We start from the raw sequence: 25,907 nt of genomic DNA, 5'->3' as shown, positions 1-25,907 counted from the left end.
CTCAATAACTTTCAATTTGAAACACCTCGATGCTGTTTTTTCCCTTTTCCAAAAGGTAGAGTTGTCCGTAACGGTCGATGCTTATCTCTTCCGGAAAGAAAAACTTGCGGCCCCCTTCGTTCACCGAGTCGATGGTTTGGAGCAGATTGCCGTTGGCGTCGAAGACCCGTAACGTCGATGCGTCCGCATCGATGGCCCAGATACGGTTTTTGGAATCCACACAAACCCCTGCCGGCCGCCAGCGGGTGTTCCGCCCGGGGGAATATTTTTCCAGACAGGACAAAAACCTCCCCTTGGGGTCAAAGACCCGTATGGGGCAGTCCGATTCATCGGCCAAATAAATCCTGCCGGCGTTGTCCAGCGCCAAGTCAACCGGCCGCCGCGGCTTGCCGCGACCCGTTGCGCCCGCAACCGCCGTTTTTTTCCAAGTTTTGTCCAAAACCAAAATCCGGTTGTTGCCGACATCCAGCAAGTAAAGATTGTCCCTACCGTCGGCCAAAATCCGGCTGACGCGGACTTTGAGGGTTGAATCGACGGCCGTGAGATTGAAGGTATCCAGCCGCTGACTATCTTCGTTGTAAATTTTCAAAATGGTGTTTTTTTCCTGCAGAATAACAATTTGACCGGAAGCAAGAGCCGCCACGCCAATGGGCGCTGAAAGCAGCTCCGTTTCCCCAATTCTGAAAAGAAACTCTCCCGCCGCCGTGAAAACATCAACAACGTTGGCGCCGGTGTTGGCCGCAAGGATTCGCTCCCGATTGAAATCGTAGGCAAACGAAGCGGGACTTTCCAATCCCTTTCCCGGCGCTCCGGTGATTTGAAAGGAGCTTTTCAAGCTCATCTCTTGCGCCACCGAGGGGCTGAAAAAAGCGAGCAATAAAAGGAGGGGGGCTATTCGTCTCATATCAGGTCTTGTGGCACAGGATGCAAAGCTCCCGGTCTTGGCTACCGCGCAAAAGTTTTTCATAGTCGGCGGAATGCGGGTTATGGCAGCCGATGCAGGTAAGCGGCCCACCCGTGCGGGGGTCCTTGTGCGGCTCGCCGGTCGGATGCATGTGGGTTTTTTGGGCGTCGTGGCACTGGCTGCAAAGGTCGTTCACCTTCGCCTCCACTAAAAGGGAACCGTTTTCACCCGCATGCGGTTGGTGGCAGGTCTGGCAGTCCTCCAAAACCGGCGGATGAGTGAACTTTTTCTTAAAAATCTTTCGGTCGTGGCACTGGTAACAGAAACGCTCCTTTTTGGCATTCAACAGCGTAGCCGTGTAGGAATTGTGCGGCGAATGGCAGGCCAGACAGCTCTGGCCGGTCTTAATTGGACGGTGCACCACTTTCCCCGAAAAATTCCCCTTTTTATCTCCGTGGCACCCGAAACACAAATCCGAACCCTCCTTCTTAATGGAAAGAGAATTCGTCGAGGCGTGGCAGGCCAGACAGTTTTTGGTAGCAAACGGTTGGTGATTGGCGGGATAAAGGAGCGCCAATTTCCCCTTTGGGGTCGAATGCGGATCGTGGCAGGAAGAGCAATCCGAGCCGGCCACGGGAAAATTCAAGTGTTTTGCCTTGAAAGCAGGAAGGTCCGTTTTGTGACAAGAGAGGCAAAGCTTTTCCTTGGAATCCTTCAACAAGTAGGCATTGGCCGAGCCGTGCGGCTGGTGGCAGGCAAAACAGCGCCCCTGCGCCACCGGCGCATGCAGGGTCTCCGTTTTGAACCGCTTTTCCAAATCAGTATGGCAGGAGAGGCACAATTTCAAAGCCGGTTTGGCCAAAAGCCCACGGGAAGCGGAGGAATGTTTTTCATGGCAATCGAGGCATTTCCCCTCCAACACGGGGGGATGCACCACGGCCTGCGCGGCCTCTTTTCGGACCCCTTCGTGGCAGCTGAAGCACAAATCCGGCATTTTGTCGTTCAAGTATTTGGAAAAACTCGACGCGTGCGGATTGTGGCAGCTCTGGCACTCGCCGGACTTGACGGGTGAATGTACGACCGGCTTCTTCAAATCCGCTTCTTGACCGGAATGACAGGTCAAACAAAGCTCCTGTACCGGCGCCGTCAGTTTGACCTGTCCGCTTTCATCCGGCGGGGCGTGGCAGGCATCGCAGCTTTTTTCGGCAAAGGGAGGATGCTTTTGGGCCGTTAGCAGCTTCTTTTCTGGGGAGGCGTGCGGGTTGTGGCAGCTCGTGCAGTTGGCGCTGTCCAAAGGATAGCCGCCATGCGCCTCTTTTAAACTTTTCTGCTTCAAATCGTGGCAGGAAGCGCAAAGTTCCGGCACCGGTGTTGTCAGGCCGTTTTTGACCGGGCCGCCATGCGGGCTGTGGCAGGCCAGGCACTGCTTTTCGGCCACCGGTTGATGCACGGTCCCCTGGGCAAAGCTCTTTTCTTCCGCCTTATGGCAGCTGTAGCACAAATCATCACTCTTGCTTTTCAACAGCTTGTCGAACCCGCCGCCGTGCGGCTCGTGGCAGCCGGAACATTCATTTTTGGCTACCGGCGTATGCAAAAATTTCTGTTCAAATTGGGACGACTTATCTTTGTGGCAGGTAAGGCAGGCGGTCTTTTCGTTTGCCGCCAACAAGTTTTTTGAATCCGCGGCATGCGGGTTGTGGCAGACCTGGCAATTATTTTCCCTGAACGGTGCGTGCAGTTTCTTTTCCTGAGATTTTTTCACCACCGCCGGATGGCAGGAAGCGCACATTTTTAGCTGTTCTCCCCGCGCCAGTTTGGCGAACGGGGAACCGTGGGGAGTATGGCAGGCACCGCAAGCCCCCTGGCTGAACGGCGGATGCTGAACCTCTTTTTTATCCAGCTCACCCATATCTGCATGACAGCCCAGACAGATCGCTTTTTCCTTGTCGGCCAGCAAGACCGGCTCTTTGGAGGAATGTGGCTTGTGGCAGCCCAGGCAATTGGCCTGTTCTATTGCGGCATGCGGAAAAGCAGAACGGGTCTGGTTCTCAATTTCCTTGTGGCAGGCAAGGCAAAGTTCATTGCCTGCAGATTTTACGAGATGTTCTTCGGAGGAACCGTGCGGCTCGTGGCAACTGCTGCAGCTTCCCTCCACAAAGGCGGCGTGCACGGAGGGGTCCTTCCCCTGTTTCTCCAAATTGTCGTGGCAGGTCAGACACAAGGTCTTTTGTTTGTCCACCAAAAGATGGTCTTGACCGGAAAAATGGGGCTGGTGACAGGTGGTGCACTGTTTTTCCGCCGCTGGGGGATGCTTGCCTTTCAATGCCAGGTCATGGTTGACGGTATCGTGGCAGGTCAAACAAAGTTGTTCCACCGGTTCAACGAGTTGAACGGTTTCTCCGCTTTTCGGAAGATTATGGCAGCTTTCGCATTCCCCTTGCGCCGCCGGAGGGTGGGCTTTCCCGTTCAAGAGATATTTTTCCGCCGAGGCATGCGGGGAGTGGCAATCCGTGCAGTTGAAATTGTTGGCCCCGAATTTGGCGTGCATTTCGGAAAGCTTCTTATCCGCGGGGGAATGGCAGGAAGCGCAAAGCTCGCCGCCCGGCCGGGTCAAAAGGCCGGGATGGGGAGAATTGTGCGCTGAATGGCAGCTGGCGCACTCCTGTTTTTTAAAGGGGGCATGCTGAACGGCCAGAGTGTCCTGCTTTTTCGTTTCCGCATGACAAACGAAACAAACCAGTCCATCCTCTGATTTTCGGATCAGGGCTTTTTCATCCGAAGCGTGCGGATTGTGGCAGGAGGTACAGTTCCCCTGTGAAACGGGGGGATGAGCCGTACCGGCTGTGAATTTATCCTTGGTATCGGCGTGGCAGGTGTAGCAGAGTTCCGCACCCTTCTTTTTCAAAACCAGCCGCTGCGCAAAACCATGGCGGTCGTGGCACGATTCGCAATCCCCCTTGGCCACCGGGGCGTGTACGAACTTCTTTTTGTATTCCTGTTTGGCCTTGGTATGGCAGTCGTAACAGGTTTTCCCTTGGGAAAAAGCAGTCGCAGAAAATCCGGCGACCAAGGCCACAGCGAGGACAAATATTTTCCACACCAGCCGTTTCATTTCAATTTTTCCCGACGGTAGGTTCTGCCGTTATAATTGAATTTCAAGACCTCGAAGCGCAGCCCGGTCTGGCGGGTGAAATGGGGCACGGCAAATTTGAAGAAAGCCCACTGTTCCTCCTTTCTTTCCGTGCCGATGTAAATCCCCACCTTGAAGGCCGGGTTTTTTAGCTCTTGCGACTGCGCGAACACCTTGTGGGTTACCGTGTCGATGGCAAAATGCGGCACAAACTCCTCGACCGCCGCGAACAGGTTGGTGTCCGCCAGTTGGACTTTTTGATTCAGCCCCACGGTGAACGTCTGGCTGTAATCCGGGTACAGCAGGTGGTACGCGCGCATCGTTATGCCGCTTAGCTTCGGTTTATCCTTGTCGCCATGGGCAATTACCGGCAACAGCAGAACGGCGAAAAGCCCCCGGCATAGGAGGTGCCAACCTATCACCCCTCTCCCATTTCCACCTACAGCCATACCTCACCCCCCCCACCTTTGAGCCCTGGCCTTTCACCCCACCCTTTCTGCCGGCGCTGCATCTCGCCTCCGTTCTATAATGGAGTCATTTGCTCCATTGACTCCATATATGATACGGCCCGCGCGGAATTCTGTCAAGAATATTTTTAAAATCACGAAAGCCCGTAAGCCCAAGGATGCCAAGAAGAACGGCCTTGAGCGGATGGCAGTTGCTTTAAATCAAGTCCGGGGACTACCGAAAGGGTTCGGCCCGCGCCAAAAGCTCTTCCAAGTTCGGCTCGTTTGGATTGCGCGGCTTGCCCGGATGGATGATGGCGACCTGGCAGCTTTCGGCGGCCTCCACCAGTTGGGCGAAGGTGCCGGCGTCCGGATTGGCGATGTAGGCCTGTTTGTTTTCGTTGTAGGCGAACATCTTGCTGTTGATATTGGTGCATTCGTTGCAGGTGGTGCAACGGGGGGTTTCGATATAGGGATCGTCGGATGAAATCTCCGCCTTGGCTTCCGACGGAGCGGCGGTCGGTGTGACGGTAAGCGGTTGCACCGGTGTCACACTTGGCGCCGGGATGCTTGGTACCTCTTTTACGGTTTCTGACGGTGCACGGATTATGGTAGTCTGTGGCTGGGCCAAATCCCGCAGATGTTTCCACGCTTCGAGACAGCGGCGGGCCTCGCGCAGCATTTTTTCATCCACCAGAACTCTTTGCAGCCGGTTGTTCGCATCGACCATCAAAAGGATGGGAAGTTTTTCCGGCATTCCCGTACCGGAACTGTTTAGACAGTCATCAATGAAGACCAATGTTTCATTCCACTCTTCCTTCGGAATATTGGTAAAATGTCCGGCAAAGCGGGCGTCCATGGCCATGAAATCCGCCAGGGTAAACGGAAGCTCTTCGGTGACGTTCTGGTATTTGTCATCTTCATAGGAAAGTTTTTGAACCGGCCAATCCCGTTCGGTCTGCGGATTGGTTTCGAGCCGGAAGCGCCCGGCTTGGCCTGCATCGGCGGTTGGATCGTAGACGAAAGCCGGAAAAGCCCGCGACTCCATCGCCGCCGCGGCCACCAGATAGGCCGGGAGGCGGCCGGCCGTTTTGGCTGCACCCGAGAAAATGTGGAATAACGCCGGTCCAGAACAGGTGAACCCCCGAAGCAGTTCATCCCGCATTTGATATAGATGGGAACTGGCGGATTGCAGAACATAGACCTCATTCAGCCCCAAAGCCAGTTGGACGAGGGGCCTGCTGCGCCGCGCCAAACCTAATTGACGGCCGCCCAAAGCCGGCCCATCCAGAATGTCGTCGGTCTGCAAGAGCATCTTCATCGGCAGCCCTGCGGAAAGAATTTCGGTCAGGGCTGCGGTTTCCTCCGCATCCAGACGGTCGACATCAATGTGGACAAAGTAATCCGGAAAACCGGCCAGATCCTGCGGATCCAGTTGCTCGGCGCTGAAGGTTTTGAAATATGAATCATGCAGGGTTTCATTGTATTCGCCGGAAATTTCCAGTTTGGCGGCCAAAACTGCCCCGACCAGTTCCGCCAAGGCAGGCAACCGTTCGCGGTAGGATCTCAAAGCGCCGCAGGCGCTGTCAAAAACAAACGAATAGTCCGAATTATCCCGATTGCTTTCCGCACTCGGATAAAAATGCTGCAATTTAAAAATGGAAAGCAAACGATGAATGCGCCGCTGGCGACCCTCCGTCAAGCCCTGCGCAGGACGGCAACCCGTCAAAAGCCGGGACATCTCGGCAAAGTCAAAATCGGCAGAATGCAAGGGGCCGAACGAGTCCTGCAAGTTTTGGACGCTGGTGCCGGCCGCTGAATGGACGAAGTCGGCCCGCAGGATTTCAAAAAGCTGATGGGACAAGCGGGCGATTTCTTTTTTAAACTGTACGGCTTTCTCTTTCTGCTTTTCCTGCCAAAAGTGAAGCAGCAAGCGCCCCGGCAAGCCGGCGTTGCAATCGATTACGTCCCCTTCGACTCGCAGAGCAGCCCGGGCGCGATCCAAACTGTCCCGCAGAAGGGGGCTTTCGCGTACGCCCAGCCGCTCGGCGGCCCGGTTCCAGAGTGTTGTCAAGGGTCCGCTAACACCGGCAACCGCCATTTTCCGGATTTCCTCTTCCAGCCGGAGCATATGCCGGTTCACTCGCAACGAATCTTCTCCCGTGGCGACCTCTCGCCTTAAATCATCCATAAGCTCGGAAAGGCCACGAACACCCGGCCCGGCCGCGTTGCCCGCTGTCAGAACAAGTGGAAAATCATAGCGCAACCGGGTCAAATCACGGTACGAAGCCAAAAGCGCAGGGCACAACCCAAGCTCTTCTGTGCCCTCCTTTTGGCCGGTCAGATAAAACGCAAGCTGGCTCTGGTTCAAACTATTCATCACCCTGCCCGTTTGGGCCATACGCCGCCGGATGGGCCTCCTTTTTCTCCTCCGGCCAGATGGTGAATTTGTCAAATTCCGCTTCAAGTCCGTTGCGAATGTGCTCCGCCGTGCGCAACGGCCCGTTGGCGCGCAGTTCTTCGTAACATGGAACTTCTGGGTTTTGATAAAGAATCCCGACCGGAATCGGGTCGATTTGCGATGCAATCTCCCGCGCCCGGTTCAAATCCAAAGGATTGTGCTGTTCTTGATTCCCGTAAACCTTTGCCAAAGTCGGGCTCAAGGATATACCCGTTCCGTGATACAGCAGTTTGACACGCTGCGGGTCGGAAATCCAAGGGGCAAACTGCTCCGGCAGCCATTCCGGGCAGCGCTGAAGAATGCGCAGAAAGGAAAAACCCCTGTGGTGGAAAGCAGCTTTTACCAAATCGTACAACACCTCCGGTATCCAGTCCACAGCTTGGGCGACAAAGGAGACGTTAGGCACGCCCAGAGTCACAGTCAAGGGATTGAGCGCCTCCAGCGCGCTGCCGCGGGGCGTGGTGTTGCTTTTCAAGCCCCGCGGAGAGGTCGGCGAGACCTGTTTTTTGGTGAGTCCGTAAATCTGATTGTCATGCAGAAACACGGTCAAGTTCATATTGTAGCGCAAAGCGTGTATCCAGTGGGCGGCGCCGATGCTCAAGCAGTCGCCGTCGCCGGTGGTGACGAAAACATCCAAGTCGGGGCGGGACATCTTGATTCCCTCGGCAATCGGCAGAGCCCGTCCATGGATGCCGTGGAAGCCGTAGGCCCGCATATAATGGGGCAGCCGGGAGGAACAGCCGATGCCGGAAACAAATACCGTTTTCTCCGGGCGCAGATTTTCATCCCGGCAGAGTTTCTGGACGGCCGTGAGAATGGCGTTGTCGCCGCAGCCGGAACACCAGCGCGGCACGCCGCCCTGATAATCCTCCAGCGTCCGGCGCTCTTCGTAGGCCCGCAAAAGACAGGCAACTTCGGCGGTCATTTAGTTTTTTCCCTCCCGTTGAGCCGCTCCTGAAGCACGCGGTAAATGACGCCCGGCTTTATCGGCTGGCCGCGCACCTCGCTCCAGCAGTCCACGTCCACGAGATAGCGGGCGCGCAAAAGAAAGGCGACCGAGGAGAAACGCCGGTTGTTTTCGTCTATGATTTCATCCTCCGGCCGGTCGCACCAGTTTCCCTCGATGGTCATCACTTTCTTGAAGCCCGCCATCACTTCCCTCAAACCGGAAGGCATCGGTTGCAGAAAGCGGAGGTGGAGCGAGGAAGCCTTGTGCCCTTCGGCCTGTAGCCGACCGACGGCCTCTTCAATCGCTCCCTTGGTGCTCCCCCAGCCGATGACCAAGAGGTCTCCTTCTTCCTCTCCGAACAGCGGCGGGAGTTTCAAGGTCTTTTGCAGGGCGGCCAGCTTTAAACTGCGGGCGTGAAGGCCCCGCTCGTTGTTTTCCGGGTCGTAGGCCACATGGCTGGCCCGGTCGTGTGCAAGGCCCGTAAGCGTGTGCATGCCGTTCGGCTGTCCGGGAACAAACCGGCGTGCCAATCCGGTTGTCGGATGCCAGTCATAAGGCTTTGCACCATTTTCAACCGGCGTCTGGTCCACCGGCGGCGCCAGCCAGCTTTCGTTGAATTGCGGCCGGAGAAAGGGAGTTTGCGCCGTGGCCAGATTGGCGTCGGAAAGCACAATGACGACCATATTGAACGCCTCGGCGATTTTGCGGGCTGTAATCATTGAATAAAAACAATCCTCGATGCTGGAGGCGGCCATCACCACCTTGGGAGCGTCCCCGTGGCTACCGAACATCGCTGCAAAGAGATCCCCCTGCTCCGCTTTGGTGGGCAACCCGGTGCTCGGCCCACCCCGCTGGACGTTCACCACCACCAAAGGAATTTCAGCCATTACGGCCAACCCCAGAGCCTCCTGCTTCAGCGAAAAGCCCGGGCCGGAAGTAATGGTGATAGGACACTTGCCGGCATACGAGGCGCCGATGGCAAAGGAACAGGCGGCGATTTCATCCTCCGCCTGGTGAACCAGCCCTCCCACTTTCTCGAAAACATCCGAAAGGTAGTGCGAGGCGGAGGTGGCCGGGGTAATCGGATACATCGCGCAGATTTCCATTCCCGAAGCCAAGACCCCCAGGGCCAAAGCTGTGTTTCCGTTCACGACGATTTGCGGTTCGTTTCTCTTCATAGAGGGAATGCGGAAGCCAAAATTGAGATGCGTCTCCGCCCAATGGTAACCCGCCTCAAGCAGCTTTACGTTCGTTTGGATGACCATAGCCGCTTTTTTGCCGAACGTAAGGGCAATCTGGTCTTTGGCCAGGTCCAAATCCAGGCCGTAAAGGTTCACCAGCATCCCGAGGGCGAACATGTTTTTCCCCCGCCGCGGATCGGAAACGAGCGTGCGGCACTCCCGCTCCATCGGCACCTCATACACGCGGTAGCCGGACGCCGTAAAGCGCACGAATGCTTCGGAGTAGGCGTTGGCGATTTTCGGATCCGGATCGTGCCGCCACATCTCTTCCAAAAGAATGATGCAGTTTTTCTTCAACTCTCCGGCCCGCACCCGGCCCCACAAAACCTGCTCGTTGAACGCCACCACCAAGTCCGCTTCGTCCCCGCCGTTGGTGACCGGCTTGGAGCCGAGCCGGATGCGGTTACCGCTGGCCCCTTCCACGCTGCGGGCCGGCGGCTGGATTTCCGCCGGGATGATTTCCACCGTCCAGATGCCGTATCCCATCCGCGCGGCGATGGCGCCGAATGTCTGTCCGCAGCGCTGGGCCCCTTCGCCGGAGTCGCTGATTACCTCGACAATGTGCTCATTCAGCGACGTGAGCTTCTTTTTGCCTTCCTTCGCGGCCGTCGGCTTTTGATTGTTCGTTCCGCTCATGGATTTTTCCCTGTAGCCGAGGTAGGCATAGCGTGTTCGGCGGAAGAAACGGCGGCGGGCTCTTTGCAGGGAGCCGGCGCAACACGGATGCGCACGAAGTTCTTTTCTCTCTCTTCAATTCCAAAATGTTTCACAACTTTCCCGCCCGCAGCATGGAACGCGTCCGGCTCGCGCAGGCCGAGATAGGCTTTCATACTTTTGGCGGCTCTCCGGCCTGCTCCCATTGCCTCGATGACCGTCGCCGCGCCGGTGACGATGTCGCCGCCTGCGAATACCCCGGCCATCGACGTGGCCAGATTATCACCCACTTCGATGTATCCCCTTTTGTTAAGCTTCAATTTGGAGGTTTGGCCGATAATCGGGTTGGCGTTGGTGCCGATGGCAAACACCACCAAATCGCATTCTATTTCAAATTCGCTGCCGGCAATCGGAATCGGGCGCCGCCGCCCCGATTCATCCGGCTCCCCCAGCTCCATTCGGATGCAGCGCAAACCGCGCACCCCTCCCTTGCCGTCGTCCAAAACTTCCACCGGGTTGGTCAGCCAGTGGAAAACAATCCCCTCTTCTTCGGCGTGATGAACTTCCTCCGCCCGCGCCGGACATTCCACCCGGCTGCGGCGGTAGATGCAGAAAACTTTTTCGGCTCCCAAACGCAGCGAAACCCGCATCGCATCCATCGCCGTATTCCCCGCGCCAATCACCGCAACTTGCCTTCCATGCGGCAAGGGGGTGTCGTAGGTGGGAAAATCCCGGCCCCGCATCAAATTGCAACGGGTCAATAGTTCGTTGGCGGAAAGCACACCGTTTAGCGAATCGCCTGGAATGCCCGGCAGGGTGGGATAACCGGCCCCCGTGCCGACAAAGACGGCGTCAAACCCCAACTCATCAATCATCTGCTCAATGGTGAAAAGCCGCCCCACAAGCGTATTGCATTCAAACTTCACCCCCAGCTTGGCCAAATTCCTTATTTCGGCGTCGATGATTACGTTGGGCAGCCGAAAATCCGGTATGCCATAGCGCAAAACGCCCCCCGGCTCCTGGAACGCCTCAAAAACCGTGACACTGCAGCCGGCTTTGGCCATATCGGCGGCGCAGGCCATCCCGGCCGGCCCGGAACCGACGATGCCGACTTTGAAACGGTTCGATTCAATGTACGGAACGGCCGACCAGCCCCCGTCGATGGCGGCATCACCGACAAAACGTTCCAGCCGGCCGATGGCGACCGGTTCCAAGCTCTCCCCTACAGTGCAAACCGCCTCGCACTGGGTCTCCTGCGGGCAGACCCGTCCGCAGACCGCGGGCAATAAATTGGTGGCGGTGATGATTTCATAGGCGCCGCGAAAGTTTTTCTCCGTGATTTTCTGGATGAAACCGGGGATGTTGATGCCGACCGGACAGCCGGCGATGCAGGGCTGTTCGGGACAGAGCAAACAGCGCTCGGCTTCATTCAGCGCTTCTTCGAGACAGTAACCGTTGGATACTTCTGCAAAGTTTTTAGTCCGTTCTTGCGGCTCCTGTTCGCGAGCCTGCGTCCGCTTTTGCGGAATCGTGCGTATCGTCTTTTTCTTGGCCATCACGCATTCCGCTTTCTGTCAAAAGTAACATCCGACGGTGAGGAACCCGCAAATTGCCTCAAACGGCAGGCCTCTGACCAGCGCTCCAAGGCGGCCTTTTCCTCTTCGGCAAATCGCTTGAGCCGGCTTGTCAAATCGTCAAAGTCGACTTGATGAGCATCAAAATCCGGTCCATCCACGCAGGCAAATTTCACCCTCCCCCCTACTTTCACCCGGCAGCCGCCGCACATTCCCGTACCGTCCACCATCAACGGATTCAAACTCACGACGGTTTTAATTTTATGGGGACGGGTTGCCTCGGCCGCCGCTTTCATCATCACCGGCGGGCCGATGGCGATGCACTCTTCGATATCGGGATGTTTTTCAATCGCCTGTCGGATTCCCTCAACAACCGTCCCTTTGATCCCCGCCGAGCCGTCATCCGTACAAAGGAGATACTCGTCGCACCAGGTGCGGAATTTCCGTTCCCAAAAAACCAGATTTTTGCTGCGAAAACCGAGAACGCCGATGACGTACGCCCCGGCTTCCTTGAAAGCCCTTGCCTGCGGAAAAACCGGCGCCACGCCAAGCCCGCCCCCCACGCACAGGACTTTTTTGGTGTTGCCAATGGGGCTCGGCAGCCCCATCGGGCCGACTAAAGCATACAAAGAGGTTCCAATCCGGCAACTTTGCTGCATCTCTCTCGTCGTTTTGCCGACGGCTTGGATGACCAAGGTTATCGTCCCCCTCCCCCGGTTGAAGTCGGCAATGGTCAGGGGAATTCGTTCCCCTTCCGGGCGGGACATCACGATGACGAATTGTCCCGGTTTGGCGGCCCGCGCCAGAAGCGGATGACGGATTTCCAAAAGGTAGGTCGTGTCCGAAAAATCCTGCCGCCCCACGATTTCAAACTCAGCCATCGGACACCTATTTCCTTGTCGCAACGGCGCCGTCCTCCAAGCGTCCCACACGGACGGTCTCCACCGGCTCAAAGCGGGCTTGAAAGAAGCGCAGGGCTTTCGGTTCAAAAACAAATCGCAACCCTTTGATCTTTTCCCGGTTTTTGTAGAGTTCAATAATTCCTTCCGCCACGTAATCCAAATGACTTTGCGTGTACACGCGCTGTGGAAGGGTCAGCCGCACCAGCTCCAGCTTCGGCTTGCGGTTTTCTCCCGTAACCGGGTCGCGTCCGGCCGAAACAATCCCCCGCTCCATCGCCCGCACGCCGGTCTCCACATAAATGGCCGCCGCCAGCGACTGGGCCGGGAGCTGTTCTTGCGAAAGATGGGGCAAAAACGCCTTTGCGTCCAAAAAGATGGCATGCCCCCCGTGCGGGATGACGTGGGGAATTTTTGCTTCCAGCAAAAGCTGTCCAAAATAATGGGTCTGCTCCACCCGGTAACGGATGTACTCGTCCGTTGCCACCGATTCCCGAATCCCCTGCGCCAAAGCCGCCATGTCCCGCCCGCTCATCCCCCCGTAGGTGTGCAGCCCTTCATAAATGACGCACTGCTCCTTGGCTTGGATGTAAAAATCCTCGTCATTCATCGCCAGAAATCCGCCGATGTTGACCAGCCCGTCCTTCTTGGCCGAACAGGTGCAGCCGTCCGTATACGAACAGAGTTCGTACACGATTTCTTTTATGGATTTCCGGCTGTATCCCTCTTCCCGCTGCTGGATGAAATAGGCGTTTTCCACCGTGCGGGTGTTGTCCAGCATAATTTTTATTCCATACCGGTTGCAAAAAGCCCGCAGCTCTTTGAGATTCGCCATCGAAACCGGCTGTCCGCCAGCCATGTTGACACAGGTTTCGTAACTGACGTAGGGAATCTTCTTGGCTCCCACTTCTTCCACCAGCCGCTGCAGCTTGGCCAAATCGACATTCCCCTTAAAGGGGTGCGGGCTGTACGGATCGTGCGCCTCGTCGATGATGACATCCACAAATTTCCCTCCCGCCAGTTCCTGATGCAACCGGGTGGTGGTGAAATACATGTTGCCGGGGACATAGTCCCCCGGTTTGATCAAAAGCTTTGACATGATATGCTCCGCCGCCCGTCCCTGATGGGTGGGGACGAAGTAGCGGTAGCTGTATACTTCGCGCACGGCCTTTTCCAAATCGTAAAAGTTCCGGCTGCCGGCATACGCCTCATCCCCCATTTGCAAAGCCGCCCACTGGGCGTCGCTCATGGCGGACGTGCCGCTGTCGGTTAGCAAATCGATGTAAACATCCTCGCTTTTCAGCAAAAACGTGTTATAACCGGCTTCCCGGATAGCCTCTTGGCGGTAGGCGCGGGTGGTGATTTTGATGGGCTCGACGACTTTGATTTTAAACGGCTCGGGAAGATGTCTCATGGGCGCTCCGTAAATGGGGGAAAGGGGGGGGTTGGTTATGATCCGTTTTTTGGGCCGATGTTTCCCGGGCGCTGCCTGTATTGCGCCTCGGTTTGCTCCGGCCACGTTCGGGTCTCATCGGTCTTCTCCATACCAGAGGATACAGTCCCTCCACTGAGTATGTCAACAATAAGATATGCTACAGGAAAACTATCGTCAAGCAAAGATTGATACTTTAGGCCATTTTTTTAGGCCGGGGCAACCCTCCTTGGAACAAGCGGTTAGGCGAATTCACCCTCTCCCCGGACGGGAAGGGCCGGGCACTTGTGGTAATTTTAGCGCCCCTACGAATCATTGAGGAGCACCCCTTCCACACTCCGGCAGGAAGATGTTGGGATTACTTGCATATCAATCGGATTTGAATAAATTGAGTCAGTCCGGGCGGCTTAGCCAAGTGGTAAGGCAGAGGTCTGCAAAACCTCTATTCTCCGGTTCGAATCCGGAAGCCGCCTCCAATTGTCCAGGAAGCGTCCCGTTTCCCCATTAAATACCCGTCGATTCAATTAAAGATTGACTTGATTTCTGCCGTGTATAATTTGGGGGAACAAGAAAATGCAAACGGCTGAAAACATCCTGGAACTGGCTGGTGGAACGCCTCTGGTCAAAATTCAAAAATTAAACCCGTATCAACATCTGACCATTCTGGCCAAACTGGAAATGTTCAATCCGGGGGGATCGGTCAAGGACCGGATGGCCTTCCACATCCTCTCCCGGGCAGAGAAAGAGGGACGTATCAAACCGGGGGACACTCTGGTGGACAACACCTCTGGAAACACCGGTATCGGAATGGCGATCTTTGCCGCCGTAAAAGGGTACCGGGCGGTTTTGACCATTCCGGACCGGATGAGCGAGGAGAAAATCAATCTCGTGCGGGCCTACGGGGCGGAGGTGGTGACCTGCCCATCGGACGTGCCGATTGCCGACCCGGAAAGCGCCTATTCCCGGGCGGACGAAATAGCCCGGCGGAGTGGCGGGTTCCGGCTGAACCAGTACCACAACCAAGCCAACCCGGAAGCCCACTACCTGACCACCGGGCCGGAAATTTGGGAGCAAACGGATGGAAAGGTGGATGTCTTTATCGCCGGCATCGGCACGGGCGGCACCCTGTCCGGAACCGGGCGGTTTCTTAAAGAAAAAAACCGGAATATCAGGGTAATTGCCGTCGACCCGAAAGGGTCAGTTTTCAAGTCCTACATAGAAAAAGGGGTTGAAATCCGGCCAAGTTCGTATAAATTAGAGGGTATTGGGTCCGAGATGGTAACGGAAGCATTGGACACAAGCATCATAGATGAAGTGGTGGAGGTGGAGGATGGAGCGGCTTTTCGGCTGACCCGGGAGCTGGCTCGATCGGAAGGAGTACTGGCAGGCGGCTCGTCCGGCGCCGCCCTTTGGGCCTGTTTGGAATCCGGAAAAAAATTGACGGGGCCAGCCGTCATGGTCACGGTCTTTCCGGATACCGGGCTTAGATACCTCTCACGGTATTTTAACGATGAATGGATGGAGGCCTCCGGCTACTTGACAAAAAAACAAACAAAAACTTCGTTGGTGCGTTAGGGTATAAGAGAATGGACAATGAAAAACGAGGAGCAAGTATGAAAAGGGTTTTCTTTACGGCTTTATTGGCGGTCTTGGTTTTCGGCTTGGTGATTGCCCAGGAGCAGCCCCAGCAGAACATCAAGGCCGGACGATTGGAGATTTCCCAGAAAAGCTGGGATTTTGGTTTCATTCCGCGGGGCGCCAAGGTCACCCATAATTTCCTTTTGAAAAACGTGGGGAACGACACGTTGAGAATCACCAACGTGCGTAAAAGCTGCGGCTGTACGGCGGCCCCTCTGCGCAAGACCGTCCTTTCCCCCGGGGACACCACTCAGCTGGAAGTAACCTTCAGTTCCGGCAGTTACCAGGGCCCCGTTTCCAAGGCCGTATATGTCGAATCCAACGACCCGATTGAGCCGTTCATCGACGTCACTTTTTTGGCCAACGTTTCTGTTCCCTCAACCCTTTTGGCCTTCGATCCGTTTTTCATCAAGTTTGACACCATTCGCCAGCTCCCGGTACGGGCCTCGGTCAAGGTGACCAACATCGATTCCCAGGCCGTCAGCTTCAGCATTGCCGAACAGCCGATGGACTATGTGGATTTGAAGGCCCGAAAGAAAAAACTGGCCCCCGGCAAGGAAGCTGAAATAGAAATCGTTTTGGACAAAGCTCCGCCGGCTGGCGAATTCGGAACTTCCTTTACGGTGGTTTGCGACGACCAAAAGAAAAGTCGGTTTTCAATCCCGATTCAGGGATTTTACGTTTCGCCCAAATAGGGCTTTTGTTCTCGGTTGACAACCCTGCCCCGGCGGGGCATATTGTCGTTTTGAGGGTGAACCTCTGATTCCAGGGTAGTTTCCTAGCCCCCTCTACCCTGCCAGAGCAACGCCCTCATTTTATTTTTGCATGGAAACGGCGGCCAGCAAAATGGCCGCCTTCGGCAGTACTTACCCCTTGATATTGCCAATCGGCTTTAAGCGCACCACCTTGCGTGAAATGCCGATTTGGTGCACGGCATCCACCACGGCGGCGATGTCCTTATAGGCCAGTCCGGCCTCTTCCGCCAATCCGGTATAAGAAACGGTTTTGACCAAAATCCCCCGCTTTCGCATATCCTCTTGCAGTTGCCGCCCGTGGATCTTTTTTTTGGCCTGTGTGCGGGACATGGTCCGCCCGGAGCCATGCAGGGTGGAACCGAAGGTCATCTCATGGGCTTTTTTAGTTCCAACCAAAAGGTAGGAACCGGTCTCCATGGAACCGCCGACAATGACCGGCTGGCCGATTTCGCGGTAGACGGGACAAAGCTCCGGGTCGCCGGGGCCAAAAGAACGGGTGGCCCCCTTGCGGTGCACAAGCAGTCTTTTGGGGTGGCCGTTTGTTTCGTACTCCTCGACTTTGGCAATGTTATGCGCCACGTCATACACGGTATGCATCCCCAATTCCCAGGCCGACTTTTTAAAAACCTTTTCAAACCCTTCCCGGATGCGATGGATAATCATCTGCCGGTTGACAAAGGCGGCGTTGGCGGCGCAGAGCATCGCCGCGTGATAATCCTTTCCTTCGGGAGAGCTGAAGGGGGCGCAGCCCAATTCCCGGTCGATGACGGTGATGCCATATTTGGGCATCGCCTTTTCGAACACCCGCAGATAATCGGTGGCGACCTGATGGCCGAAGCCCCGGGAGCCGCAGTGAATCATCACCACAATTTGATTGGGGCGGTCTATGCCGAATTTTTTGGCCGTTTCCCAGTCAAAAACGTTTTCTTCCTTCACCACCTGCACTTCGAGGTAATGATTGCCGGAGCCGAGGGTGCCTAATTGCTCCATTCCCCGCGAAAGCGCCTTTTCGCTCACTTTTTCAGGGTTGGCCCCCGGCAGCCCACCCCCCTGTTCGATGAAATTCACGTCCTCCGGCCAGCCGTACCCCCGGCGGAGAGCCCAGGGGATCCCTTCTTCCACCACTTCGGCGAACTCCTTTTTATTCAGCTTCAACAGCCCTTTGCATCCTACACCGGCCGGGACGAGCTCAAAGAGGGTATCCATCAGCTTTTCCAAAATCGGCTCGACCTGTTGCAAAACAAGGTTTGTGCGGACGAGGCGCATCCCGCAGTTGATGTCGAAACCAATGCCTCCCGGAGAAATCACCCCTTCCTTCAAATCGAAGGCGGCCACCCCGCCGATTGGAAAGCCGTATCCCCAGTGGCCGTCCGGCATGCAAAGCGCGTATTTGACGATCCCGGGCAAACAAGCCACGTTGGTCACCTGGTTGAAGACCCCTTCATCCATCGTGTTAATGAGTTCTTTGGTGGCGATAATTCGCGCCGGCACCCGCATTCCCGGCTTTTCCGTGGGGGGGATTTCCCAAACCCCCGGCTCGACTTCGGAAATTTTCATTTTCATGTGTCCAAAACCACCCGGGCGTAATAGCCGTTTTCTTTCTTTTCCAGTTTGAACATGTGGTAGGTTATCGCCTTGACATCCGTTTTTAGCTGGTGCCGGGCGGGGTCAATCGGTTCTCCCCGGACGGTGGCCTCCAATTTACAGTTCCGATTTTCGTCTATGGAAACTTCAAATCGGGAAAATAGCTGGGCGTCGAGGTCTTTTTGATAGACCAGCTCCGCCAGCCAGTCAAAAAGCAGGTTGTCCAGCTTTTCGGCGGTAAGGGAAATCCTGACTTCGTGTTCTGGACGGACATCCTGCAACTCCACCATCGCGTCAAAAAGTGCCTGGGCGGAAAGGGAAAACAACTCATTTAGGCTTTCGGCATGAACTTCAAAGGCCAAATCGGCAATCGCCACGCCGGGGATGAATTCGTAACGTCCCATGCTTTAAATATAAAGCATGAAAACAAGGAAAAGGAGATTTAACGGAGTAGCGTTATCTTTTTGACCAAAACTTCCTCCCCGGCTTGGAAGCGGAGGAGGTACATCCCGGAGGGAAGCCGTCGGCCGGAACCTTCCTGCCCGTCCCAGAAAAACCGATGCTCCCCGGCCGGATACCCGGCCGCCGGTCTGGAATACACCTTCTGTCCGAGCAGGTTGTAAATCGAAAATCCCAACTCCATTTGTTTGTCCGTCCGCGTCGTGAAAAGTACCCCCGCCGAGGTTGGATTGGGAAACGGCTCGGAGAGCAGAAAAGCGTGTTTTCCAGTTTCTTTACCCTCAACAGATGTAGGTGAAGCTGTCAATTGAATGGCTTTGGACATGGGGCTTTCAACTCCATTTTCCAATCGGCTGACCCGGTAAAAGTACACTCCCGAAGTCGGCGGGGAATCCAAATAGTCAAATTGTCCCGGCCCGACTGTCGCGATGTTTATAATTGAATTTGAATCAACCCCACGATAAACCCGAAAGCCGTCGGCTGCTTCAGCTGCTGAATCGTTGTGCATTACCTTAGCTCGAATCATCCACAGCCCTAAATAAGGTGGACTGCATACCCCCAGCGTGCAAATGTAGGAGGTGGGTCCCGGATCGGAATAATCGCGGCCAAGCAGAGGATTGGAAGGTGTCGCAGGCATCCATTGCAATCCGGCCCAAAAATCCCCTTCTTCGAACAGAGAAACAAATGGCTCCGCGCTTGCCCAGAAGGACGACTGGCCGTTCCAGTCGATGGCAACGGTATCCAAGAACAGATATTCCCCTGGGACGGACGAACCGGTGTCCCTCCGGACGGAAAGGATAAACATGGAACTATCACTTCCGGTGCTCGGAGCAACCAATGCTTTAATCTCTGAAATTAAAATTGGTTGCGATGGGAGGAACGATTGAACCCGAATCAAGGCCTGATTGTCGGTATGGAAATCGGACACATTGGCAAAAACGTTCGGGACTCCATCATCAAATTCAATGGGGTTTTCCACCGCCGCCGCGCCGAACCAGTACAAGTGCGGCTGTCCGGCTTCTGTCTGTCCGGTCAGGTATTTAACGGGAGCCGGCTCGGCAAGGGCAATTAGAGAACCCGAGAGGATTAATCCGATTATTCCTGCCTGCAACCGGTGCATTGTTTGGCCTTTGTGGATCGGGAAAATAGAAAGCGGGATTGAAGGTGTCAAGCCTCTGCTTATATTCAGTTTGGCGGAATCTTTTTCAAGCTCTTTATGTAATGTATCAGCTTAATCATCTCCTCCTCCCGTAGGTAATCAAACTTGGGCATGGTGCTACCGGGAGAAACGGATTTCGGGTCCTTAAAGTGTTGGATTAACCACTCCTGCGGATGCCGCCGGGCGGAGCCGATTAAGGACGGCCCGGTTCCCGTCTTCCTTCCCCCTTCCAGATGACAGCCGTCGCAACCGTTATCGGTAAAAAGTTTCTCACCCTCCTGCGCCCATGCAGGGTCGAACCGGGCCGCCTCCGCCTGCTCGGCCCGGATTTTCAAATCCTCCTTGACGGCAAGCAGGGTCAAAAACACAAAGGCAAAAACCGCTCCGCCGCCAAAAAGCAACGCCAGCGGACGGCGGTACGGGGCTTTGCGCGGTTTTTTATCAATGAACGGCAAAAGCAAAAGAAGCGTAACAAAAACGCCGGGAATCACAAGGGCGCCGAATATTTCCCACTTCCCGGGAAAATATTTCAGCAATTGAAACAAAAACAAAAAATACCAATCCGGCCGGGGGATGTAGGTTTCGTCCGCCGGGTCGGCCGGCTCATCCAACGGCGCGCCAATTTTCCAAGCCAGAATCAACAGGGCGGAAATCAGTGCAAACGAAATCGCCAAATCCCGCCCCGCCTGCTTGGGATAAAAGGGAAAACCTTTGGATAAATCGTTTCTGCTTTCATCCCAGCTTCCAGCCGAGCCGTGTTTGGAAATCAAAAAGAGGTGCAACCCGAGAAAGAATATCAGAAGCACCGGAAGGATAAGCACATGGACGGCGTAGAAGCGGGTCAAAGCCAAAGCGCCCAATTCCATCCCGCCCCGCACGATTTTCAGGATATACTCCCCAACAACCGGCACCAACCCCATCATATTGGTTCCGACCACGGTGGCCCAATATCCTTTCTGGTCCCACGGCAAAAGATAGCCGGTGAAGGCAAAGGCAGCGGTCAAAAGAAAAAGACACACGCCGAAAATCCAGGTCAGCTCGCGCGGCTTTTTGTAAGCTCCCCAGAAGAAAACCCGCAGTAAATGCAACGGCACGATGACCATCAAAAACGACGCCGCCCAGTTGTGGATGCCCCGGATGATTTTTCCGAAGAGCACTTTTTCCTGAATGTAAGTGACGGAGGCGTGTGCTCCGTCTGGCGTCGGGGCGTAATAGAGGGCTAAAAAAATGCCGGTGGCTATCTGGACGGCAAAAAGAAAAAGCGCCGCACCTCCCAGCGTAAAAAGCCAGTTAGTGGAAGGGGGCAAAAGTTTGCGCAGCCAGAAATTGGCAAACGCTTCCAAGCCCAGCCGTTCATCCAGAAAACGATACAGTTTTTTCATCCGGCCTTATGCAACGCGAATGAACAGTTTGCCCTCTTCCACTTTCGTTTCAAATTGCGTCAAGGGCTTGGGCGGTGGGCCAGAGAGAACTTTTCCCGCCGCATCATACACCCCGCCATGGCAGGGGCAGTTGAAATGTTTTTTCTCCTCGTTCCAGCCGACCGAACAGCCCAAGTGGGTGCAGACGGGGGAGAAAACGGCCAGTCCCTCCGGACGCTGGACGACGAAGGCATACCGGCTGACTTTCGTTTTCATCCAGCCGTCCTGCTTTTCGTAGGAATATTCGACGCGGACAGGCCGTTCGGATGCGAACTTGTCGGCACTGCCGAGTGAGACCCAACTGCCCTCGGTTTCCTTGCGCAAAACGGGGCTTAACACGAAACCGCCGAGCGGCACGGCCAAAAGCGCTGTTACAAAAGCCCCCAACCCCTTCGCCATCAAGCCAAAAAAATCCCGCCGTCCTAACTCTTCCATCCTATCCTTTCAAAAAACAAAAAGGCCTCCTTTTGCTGATACGCACGCCGGAGGCCTTTGTTGAACAAAACACCGCTGCGGCCGTCAGTTCCGTTTGGCCCAATTCTCCACGAATTGCAACAAGAGCCGAGCGCCGAAACCGGTCGCCCCTTTCGGGACGTACGGTCTTCCACGTTCCTCCAAATCGACGCTGGCGATGTCAATATGCGCCCAGGAATAGTCGCCGATGAATTTTTTCAGGAATCGGGTGGCGGTGATAACCCCGCCGTACCGCCCGCCGGAGTTTTTGACGTCCGCTATCTGGCTTTTTATAAGCTGGTCGTATTCATCATAAAGCGGCATCTGCCAGAGCCGCTCGAAGGTCTGCGCGGAGGCCTTCTTCAGCCGGTCAACGAGCCGCTGGTCGGTGCCCAAGACGGCGGCGCAAACGTCCGCAAACGCCGTCCGGCAGGCGCCGGTCAACGTGGCGATATCCACCACCGCTTTCGGCTTGAATCGCTCGGCGTAGGTTAGAGCATCCGCCAGAATCAAGCGCCCCTCGGCATCGGTGTTGATGACCTCGATGGTTTTGCCGTTCAGCGCCTTCAAAATATCCCCCGGCTTGGTGGCCGTGCCGGAAGGCATATTCTCTGTCACCGGCATCAGCCCGACCAAGTGAACCGGCAGGTTCAACCGCGCGGCGGCACCTACGGCGGCAAGGACCGCCGCGCTGCCGGACATATCCTGTTTCATTTCATCCATCTTGTCGGCCGGTTTGAGCGAAATGCCGCCAGTGTCGAAGGTGACCCCTTTGCCCACAAGCACGATGGTATCGAGCCGAGGCTTGTCAGGGTTGTGCTCCAAAATCATAAAAACCGGCGGCTCCGCCGAACCGCGCGCCACCCCGAGAAGCGCCCCCATCCCAAGCTTTTCAATTTCCGCTTTGGTCAAAACCTGAACCTTGAATCCCCACTTTTTCCCCTCGCTTTTGGCAATTTCGGCATAGCGGGTCGGCGTCAGATAATTGCTGGGATAATTAGCCAAATCCCGTGCAAGAATCGTCGCCTCCGCCCCAATCCGTCCCCGGTTGACCCCCTTCTCTGTGCGTTGGGCAACCGCCCGGCTAGCGACCAGAATGTTCAGCCGCTTCAATCGGGATTTCTGCCGCTCGTCCAGCGTGGTCATATACTCCATCATCTTGTAATTGGCCAAAAGCGCCGCCTCCACCATTGCAACGGTCGGCTCTTCCGCCCCGCTTACGGCGAGCGCTTTGGGGTAAACGAGCGTGAGTTCTTTCAGTCCCAATTCATTCGCCTTGTTGACCACCCGCCCGATGGCGCACCGCGTCGCTTCCGCTTCGTAGCGCCTTTTGCCATACCAATCGAGGATGGCACGTTTGATGGAGCCGTTGAGATAGACGACGGTCGTTTGCCCTTCTTTGTAATCACCAGTGGACAAGACCCGTGCCAAAGCTCCGCCAGTTTTTTTGTCAAAAGCCGCAAAATCCGGCTCGATTTTGTTTCCCTCAAAAACCGGGCAATAAACTGCCTCGGCCTTCAATTCCTCCAACTTCCCAACCTGCACATTGATTTCCATAATTTTCTCCTTGAAAGGGCGAATAAACAGAGGATGCTTGGAGCTGTCAATGACTTAGTGAACGGTGTCTTTGACCCCCCTCACACAAGAAACGGAAAGATTGACTACTTTGACGGAGCTACGGAGGCATGCTATATTTTTGCATAATGAAACGGGATACGAAACAAAGCTGCGTTTTTATCTGGAAACTATACAAACAATGGTTAGCTGTAAATCGAACCCAACCACAAACAGAAGGTGCCAATGAGAATTGCGAAAGCGTTGCTAATGGCCATTGTTTTGAGCATCCCCCTTGCCGGCTCAAAAACATCTGGGAAGTCGAGCCCGCCCGCCAAACTGAATATGGAGAACTTGACTTGGAAAAAGGAGGCTCGTCAGAAAAGTAAAGCGGCGATTCCTCACAGTTCCGATCAGCAATTGCAGGAAAACTCATCCGGCGGCTGCTCCACTTTCCTCGGGATATCCAAAAGCTGGTTCGCTGCACCAGTCAAGGATTTAGTGGAGTCATTGACAGAGGCATGGGAATTCGCTATGCTTGGGTAGAATGAAACCTATATCGCTTAAGCAGATACAAGAATAGATGACATTACAGGAAAGGAGTCAATCATGGCAGAACATCTGAAGGTGACGGACAGCAAGTCGGGGAAGCAGTTCGATATCCCCAAGGAGATGACCAAGTCCGATCATCTCAAAGTTATTGACAGCCGGACAGGCAGGGAGTATTCCCTTCCCATTGCTAACGGAACGGTGAAGGCGATGGACCTCCGTCAGATCAAGGTATCCGACGAGGATTTCGGCCTTATGACCTACGACCCGGCGTTCATGAATACGGCGTCGTGCCAGAGCAAAATCACGTTCATCGACGGCGACAAAGGCATCCTGCGGTACCGCGGCTATCCGATCGAGCAGCTGGCCGGGAAGTGCACCTATCTGGAGGTGGCCTATCTCTTAATCCATGGGGAACTGCCCACGAAGACACAGTTGGAGGACTGGACCCACAACATCACCTATCATACGATGTTGCATGAGAACATCAAGAAATTCATGGAGGGCTTCCACCCCGACGCGCATCCAATGGGAATGCTCGTCAGCACGATTGGGGCGCTCTCGACGTTCTATCCGGACGCACGCAACATCCACGATGCGGAGTCGCGCAAGTTGCAGATCTACCGGCTCATCGGGAAAATGCCGACAATCGGCGCCTACGGATACCGCCACCGACTGGGACTCCCGTACGTGTACCCGGACAACGAACTAAGCTACACCGGCAGCTTCCTGAACATGCTGTACAAGATGACGGAGCCCAAGTACAAGCCGAATCCGGTTCTCGAACGGGCCCTCGACATCCTGTTTATCCTGCACGCGGACCATGAGCAGAACTGCAGCGCAAACGTCATGCGGAGCATCGGCAGCTCGCATGCCGACCCGTTTGTGGCGATGGCCGGCGCGGCCGCGGCGCTGTATGGGCCCCTCCACGGCGGCGCCAACGAGCAGGTCTTGCGCATGCTGACGGAGATCGGCTCGAAGGACAAAATTCCGGAGTTCATCAAGCGCGTGAAATCGGGCGAGGGCGGGCGTTTGATGGGATTTGGGCACCGTATCTACAAGAACTACGATCCGCGCGCCAAGATCATCAAGGAGACGGCCGACCAGGTGTTCGCGGTGACCGGCCGCAATCCGCTGCTCGACATTGCACTCGAGCTTGAACGGATCGCACTCGAGGATGATTATTTCGTAAAGCGAAAGCTCTATCCCAACGTCGACTTCTACTCGGGCATCATCTATCAGGCCATGGGATTTCCCACCGATGCGTTCACGGTGCTGTTCGCCATCCCGCGGACATCGGGCTGGATCGCCCAGTGGCAGGAGATGCTCCTCGACCCGGAGCAGAAAATCGCCCGCCCGCGCCAGGTGTATCTCGGTTACGACAAGCGCGATTTTGTTCCAATTGAGCGTCGGGGATAAAAAACGAAACGGCGACTGGCCGCAACGAGCATAACGTGCATCCGGCCAGTCGCCCCCTTCAGACACGCCCAGCGGCTAAGCGCCGCGTTAAACTAAATTAAGGAGCCGAAACCGCCCCTTCGATATGCCCGTGGTCTTTGACTAAGCCGGCGCGCACAGTGAAAAAAACAAACCGGTTGTGGCTGTCAATGATTTAGTACGCTGCGTTTGACGGAATCCTGCAGATTTGTTATGCTTTTGCACGATGAAACCTATACGCAGAACTCGTATAACGGTAATATCTCGAAACCCTATAAATATCGATTGGCCCTGGAGGACGAGTAGTGGCTGAAATTACCCGACGCCGTAAAGGAGAATTGGTACGCGGCGTATTCCAAATCTTGCTCTCGCATCCCGACGGCCTTCCAGTCAAGGAGGTGCTTTCTCGTCTTGAGTCTGACGTACCTCCTATGGAGTTCGAAAGGACAACATATCCTGAACGGCCAAACGTCCGACGTTATGAAAGGATCGTACGGTTTTCCACTATCGGGCCAGTTAAGGCAGGTTGGCTCATCAAGAATAAGGGGCTCTGGTCGCTGACTGACGAAGGTCGAAAGGCTTTCACCCAATACCCAGATCCGGAGCGATTCTTTGCAGAGGTTGTACGTCTGTACCGTCAATGGAAACGCCAGCAACCCCCGGATGAAGAACCAGACTATGAGGAAGAGGATACAGTCGCAGCCACGACGCTCGAGGAAGCCGAGGAGTCATCTTGGTCGGAAATCGAGTCACACCTGAGCGGGATGAACCCTTACGATTTTCAGAATCTTGTTGCTGGCCTCCTTCAGGGCATGGGTTATCACGTAGTGTGGATAGCACCTCCCGGCCCAGACAGGGGCATAGACGTAATTGCCCAAAGCGATCTCCGCTTGGTGTGAGAGGGCCCCGAATAAAGGTCCAGGTCAAGCGCGGCGTGGAACGCATGACCGTCAAGGAAATCCGTTCATTTTTGGCGGTTCTCTCAGACGGTGATGTTGGACTTTTTGTCTCTGCAGGAGGCTTTACGAAGGATGCTGAAGACGAGGTAAGAAACCAAGAGAAGCGTCGGACTATGCTTGTCGATCTCCGGCGGCTCTTCGACCTTTGGAAAGAGCACTACGTAAAGATTCCGGAGGAACATCGACGGCTACTGCCTCTGAGACCCGTTTACTTCCTTGCTCCCGAAGCTGGCTAACCTATTGCTACAA

The 25,907-nt window shown here is 55.3% G+C and carries 21 protein-coding genes and 1 tRNA gene; 7 read left to right on the top strand and 15 right to left on the bottom strand.

Going from position 1 to position 25,907, the window contains the following annotated elements:
• Nucleotide 1: 1 nt before the first annotated feature.
• The 9 genes from VNL73_02280 to VNL73_02240 all read right to left on the bottom strand — a co-directional run bounded on the left by VNL73_02280 (nucleotide 2) and on the right by VNL73_02240 (nucleotide 13,672).
• Nucleotides 2-841 (bottom strand): hypothetical protein, encoded by an 840-nt coding sequence (locus tag VNL73_02280; GenBank protein HXF48238.1) that lies wholly within the window; start codon nucleotides 839-841, stop codon nucleotides 2-4.
• A 64-nt stretch (nucleotides 842-905) separates the two neighbouring features.
• Nucleotides 906-4,016: a cytochrome c3 family protein gene (locus tag VNL73_02275; GenBank protein ID HXF48237.1), complete on the bottom strand. Its 3,111-nt coding sequence runs from the start codon at nucleotides 4,014-4,016 to the stop codon at nucleotides 906-908.
• Nucleotides 4,013-4,456 carry a hypothetical protein gene (locus VNL73_02270; GenBank protein ID HXF48236.1) on the bottom strand — a complete coding sequence of 148 codons (444 nt, stop codon included), beginning with the start codon at nucleotides 4,454-4,456 and terminating at the stop codon, nucleotides 4,013-4,015. The genes VNL73_02275 and VNL73_02270 overlap by 4 nt, the downstream gene beginning before the upstream one ends.
• Nucleotides 4,457-4,715: 259 nt before the next feature.
• Nucleotides 4,716-6,860 carry a hypothetical protein gene (locus tag VNL73_02265; protein ID HXF48235.1) on the bottom strand — a complete coding sequence of 715 codons (2,145 nt, stop codon included), beginning with the start codon at nucleotides 6,858-6,860 and terminating at the stop codon, nucleotides 4,716-4,718.
• On the bottom strand, nucleotides 6,853-7,866 hold the full coding sequence (locus VNL73_02260) for a thiamine pyrophosphate-dependent enzyme (protein HXF48234.1): 1,014 nt from the start codon (nucleotides 7,864-7,866) through the stop codon (nucleotides 6,853-6,855). The genes VNL73_02265 and VNL73_02260 overlap by 8 nt, the downstream gene beginning before the upstream one ends.
• Nucleotides 7,863-9,767 (bottom strand): 2-oxoacid:acceptor oxidoreductase subunit alpha, encoded by a 1,905-nt coding sequence (locus VNL73_02255; protein ID HXF48233.1) that lies wholly within the window; start codon nucleotides 9,765-9,767, stop codon nucleotides 7,863-7,865. Before VNL73_02255 ends, VNL73_02260 begins: the two co-directional genes overlap by 4 nt.
• Nucleotides 9,764-11,341 carry an NADPH-dependent glutamate synthase gene (gene gltA / locus VNL73_02250; protein HXF48232.1) on the bottom strand — a complete coding sequence of 526 codons (1,578 nt, stop codon included), beginning with the start codon at nucleotides 11,339-11,341 and terminating at the stop codon, nucleotides 9,764-9,766. The genes VNL73_02255 and gltA overlap by 4 nt, the downstream gene beginning before the upstream one ends.
• Nucleotides 11,341-12,240, bottom strand: coding sequence for a sulfide/dihydroorotate dehydrogenase-like FAD/NAD-binding protein (locus VNL73_02245; GenBank protein ID HXF48231.1), 900 nt, complete (start codon nucleotides 12,238-12,240; stop codon nucleotides 11,341-11,343). The genes gltA and VNL73_02245 overlap by 1 nt, the downstream gene beginning before the upstream one ends.
• Nucleotides 12,241-12,247: 7 nt before the next feature.
• Entirely contained in the window at nucleotides 12,248-13,672 is a 1,425-nt protein-coding gene (locus VNL73_02240) for a tyrosine phenol-lyase (GenBank protein HXF48230.1), read from the bottom strand.
• A 419-nt stretch (nucleotides 13,673-14,091) separates the two neighbouring features.
• Here VNL73_02240 and VNL73_02235 point away from each other — a divergent pair.
• The 3 genes from VNL73_02235 to VNL73_02225 all read left to right on the top strand — a co-directional run bounded on the left by VNL73_02235 (nucleotide 14,092) and on the right by VNL73_02225 (nucleotide 16,023).
• A tRNA-Cys gene (locus VNL73_02235) sits at nucleotides 14,092-14,166 on the top strand.
• Nucleotides 14,167-14,263: 97 nt separating this feature from the next.
• A complete protein-coding gene (locus VNL73_02230) occupies nucleotides 14,264-15,265 on the top strand; it encodes a cysteine synthase family protein (GenBank protein ID HXF48229.1) in 1,002 nt (333 codons plus the stop codon).
• Nucleotides 15,266-15,303: 38 nt separating this feature from the next.
• Nucleotides 15,304-16,023, top strand: coding sequence for a DUF1573 domain-containing protein (locus tag VNL73_02225; GenBank protein ID HXF48228.1), 720 nt, complete (start codon nucleotides 15,304-15,306; stop codon nucleotides 16,021-16,023).
• 171 nt (nucleotides 16,024-16,194) lie between these two features.
• Here the strand turns inward: VNL73_02225 and VNL73_02220 are convergent, their stop codons facing one another.
• The 6 genes from VNL73_02220 to VNL73_02195 form a co-directional block, all read right to left on the bottom strand.
• Nucleotides 16,195-17,646 carry an RtcB family protein gene (locus tag VNL73_02220; protein ID HXF48227.1) on the bottom strand — a complete coding sequence of 484 codons (1,452 nt, stop codon included), beginning with the start codon at nucleotides 17,644-17,646 and terminating at the stop codon, nucleotides 16,195-16,197.
• Nucleotides 17,643-18,071 (bottom strand): archease, encoded by a 429-nt coding sequence (locus VNL73_02215; GenBank protein HXF48226.1) that lies wholly within the window; start codon nucleotides 18,069-18,071, stop codon nucleotides 17,643-17,645. The genes VNL73_02220 and VNL73_02215 overlap by 4 nt, the downstream gene beginning before the upstream one ends.
• A 38-nt stretch (nucleotides 18,072-18,109) precedes the next feature.
• Nucleotides 18,110-19,246, bottom strand: a complete 1,137-nt coding sequence (locus tag VNL73_02210; GenBank protein ID HXF48225.1) for a T9SS type A sorting domain-containing protein — start codon at nucleotides 19,244-19,246, stop codon at nucleotides 18,110-18,112.
• A gap of 65 nt (nucleotides 19,247-19,311) precedes the next feature.
• Nucleotides 19,312-20,667, bottom strand: a complete 1,356-nt coding sequence (locus tag VNL73_02205; GenBank protein ID HXF48224.1) for a cytochrome b N-terminal domain-containing protein — start codon at nucleotides 20,665-20,667, stop codon at nucleotides 19,312-19,314.
• A gap of 6 nt (nucleotides 20,668-20,673) precedes the next feature.
• Complete coding sequence (locus VNL73_02200) at nucleotides 20,674-21,141, bottom strand: ubiquinol-cytochrome c reductase iron-sulfur subunit (protein ID HXF48223.1); 468 nt, start codon at nucleotides 21,139-21,141, stop codon at nucleotides 20,674-20,676.
• A gap of 84 nt (nucleotides 21,142-21,225) precedes the next feature.
• Nucleotides 21,226-22,716, bottom strand: a complete 1,491-nt coding sequence (locus VNL73_02195; protein ID HXF48222.1) for a leucyl aminopeptidase — start codon at nucleotides 22,714-22,716, stop codon at nucleotides 21,226-21,228.
• Nucleotides 22,717-22,959: 243 nt separating this feature from the next.
• Between VNL73_02195 and VNL73_02190 the strand changes: the two genes are divergently transcribed.
• From VNL73_02190 to VNL73_02175, 4 genes are all read left to right on the top strand, one after another.
• Complete coding sequence (locus VNL73_02190; GenBank protein HXF48221.1) at nucleotides 22,960-23,259, top strand: hypothetical protein; 300 nt, start codon at nucleotides 22,960-22,962, stop codon at nucleotides 23,257-23,259.
• A 126-nt stretch (nucleotides 23,260-23,385) separates the two neighbouring features.
• Nucleotides 23,386-24,681: a citrate synthase gene (locus tag VNL73_02185; protein ID HXF48220.1), complete on the top strand. Its 1,296-nt coding sequence runs from the start codon at nucleotides 23,386-23,388 to the stop codon at nucleotides 24,679-24,681.
• A 323-nt stretch (nucleotides 24,682-25,004) separates the two neighbouring features.
• On the top strand, nucleotides 25,005-25,598 hold the full coding sequence (locus tag VNL73_02180) for a restriction endonuclease (protein ID HXF48219.1): 594 nt from the start codon (nucleotides 25,005-25,007) through the stop codon (nucleotides 25,596-25,598).
• Entirely contained in the window at nucleotides 25,529-25,894 is a 366-nt protein-coding gene (locus VNL73_02175) for a restriction endonuclease (GenBank protein HXF48218.1), read from the top strand. Before VNL73_02180 ends, VNL73_02175 begins: the two co-directional genes overlap by 70 nt.
• The last annotated feature ends 13 nt before the right edge of the window (nucleotides 25,895-25,907 follow it).

The sequence above is a fragment of the Verrucomicrobiia bacterium genome, assembly GCA_035574275.1.
Lineage (GTDB): Bacteria > Zixibacteria > MSB-5A5 > DSPP01 > DSPP01 > DSPP01.
Note: the sequence above shows the minus strand (reverse complement) of the source record. Positions and strands in the feature narration are given on the sequence as shown.

Excerpts from the sequence above, each read along its gene's own strand:
- VNL73_02280 (HXF48238.1), bottom strand. The coding sequence starts at position 841 with ATGAGCTTGAAAAGCTCCTTTCAAATCACCGGAGCGCCGGGAAAGGGA.
- VNL73_02275 (HXF48237.1), bottom strand. The coding sequence starts at position 4,016 with ATGAAACGGCTGGTGTGGAAAATATTTGTCCTCGCTGTGGCCTTGGTC.
- VNL73_02265 (HXF48235.1), bottom strand. The coding sequence starts at position 6,860 with ATGAATAGTTTGAACCAGAGCCAGCTTGCGTTTTATCTGACCGGCCAA.
- VNL73_02260 (HXF48234.1), bottom strand. The coding sequence starts at position 7,866 with ATGACCGCCGAAGTTGCCTGTCTTTTGCGGGCCTACGAAGAGCGCCGG.
- VNL73_02255 (HXF48233.1), bottom strand. The coding sequence starts at position 9,767 with ATGAGCGGAACGAACAATCAAAAGCCGACGGCCGCGAAGGAAGGCAAA.
- gltA (HXF48232.1), bottom strand. The coding sequence starts at position 11,341 with ATGGCCAAGAAAAAGACGATACGCACGATTCCGCAAAAGCGGACGCAG.
- VNL73_02245 (HXF48231.1), bottom strand. The coding sequence starts at position 12,240 with ATGGCTGAGTTTGAAATCGTGGGGCGGCAGGATTTTTCGGACACGACC.
- VNL73_02240 (HXF48230.1), bottom strand. The coding sequence starts at position 13,672 with ATGAGACATCTTCCCGAGCCGTTTAAAATCAAAGTCGTCGAGCCCATC.
- VNL73_02230 (HXF48229.1), top strand. The coding sequence starts at position 14,264 with ATGCAAACGGCTGAAAACATCCTGGAACTGGCTGGTGGAACGCCTCTG.
- VNL73_02225 (HXF48228.1), top strand. The coding sequence starts at position 15,304 with ATGAAAAGGGTTTTCTTTACGGCTTTATTGGCGGTCTTGGTTTTCGGC.
- VNL73_02220 (HXF48227.1), bottom strand. The coding sequence starts at position 17,646 with ATGAAAATGAAAATTTCCGAAGTCGAGCCGGGGGTTTGGGAAATCCCC.
- VNL73_02215 (HXF48226.1), bottom strand. The coding sequence starts at position 18,071 with ATGGGACGTTACGAATTCATCCCCGGCGTGGCGATTGCCGATTTGGCC.
- VNL73_02210 (HXF48225.1), bottom strand. The coding sequence starts at position 19,246 with ATGCACCGGTTGCAGGCAGGAATAATCGGATTAATCCTCTCGGGTTCT.
- VNL73_02205 (HXF48224.1), bottom strand. The coding sequence starts at position 20,667 with ATGAAAAAACTGTATCGTTTTCTGGATGAACGGCTGGGCTTGGAAGCG.
- VNL73_02200 (HXF48223.1), bottom strand. The coding sequence starts at position 21,141 with ATGGAAGAGTTAGGACGGCGGGATTTTTTTGGCTTGATGGCGAAGGGG.
- VNL73_02195 (HXF48222.1), bottom strand. The coding sequence starts at position 22,716 with ATGGAAATCAATGTGCAGGTTGGGAAGTTGGAGGAATTGAAGGCCGAG.
- VNL73_02190 (HXF48221.1), top strand. The coding sequence starts at position 22,960 with ATGAGAATTGCGAAAGCGTTGCTAATGGCCATTGTTTTGAGCATCCCC.
- VNL73_02185 (HXF48220.1), top strand. The coding sequence starts at position 23,386 with ATGACCAAGTCCGATCATCTCAAAGTTATTGACAGCCGGACAGGCAGG.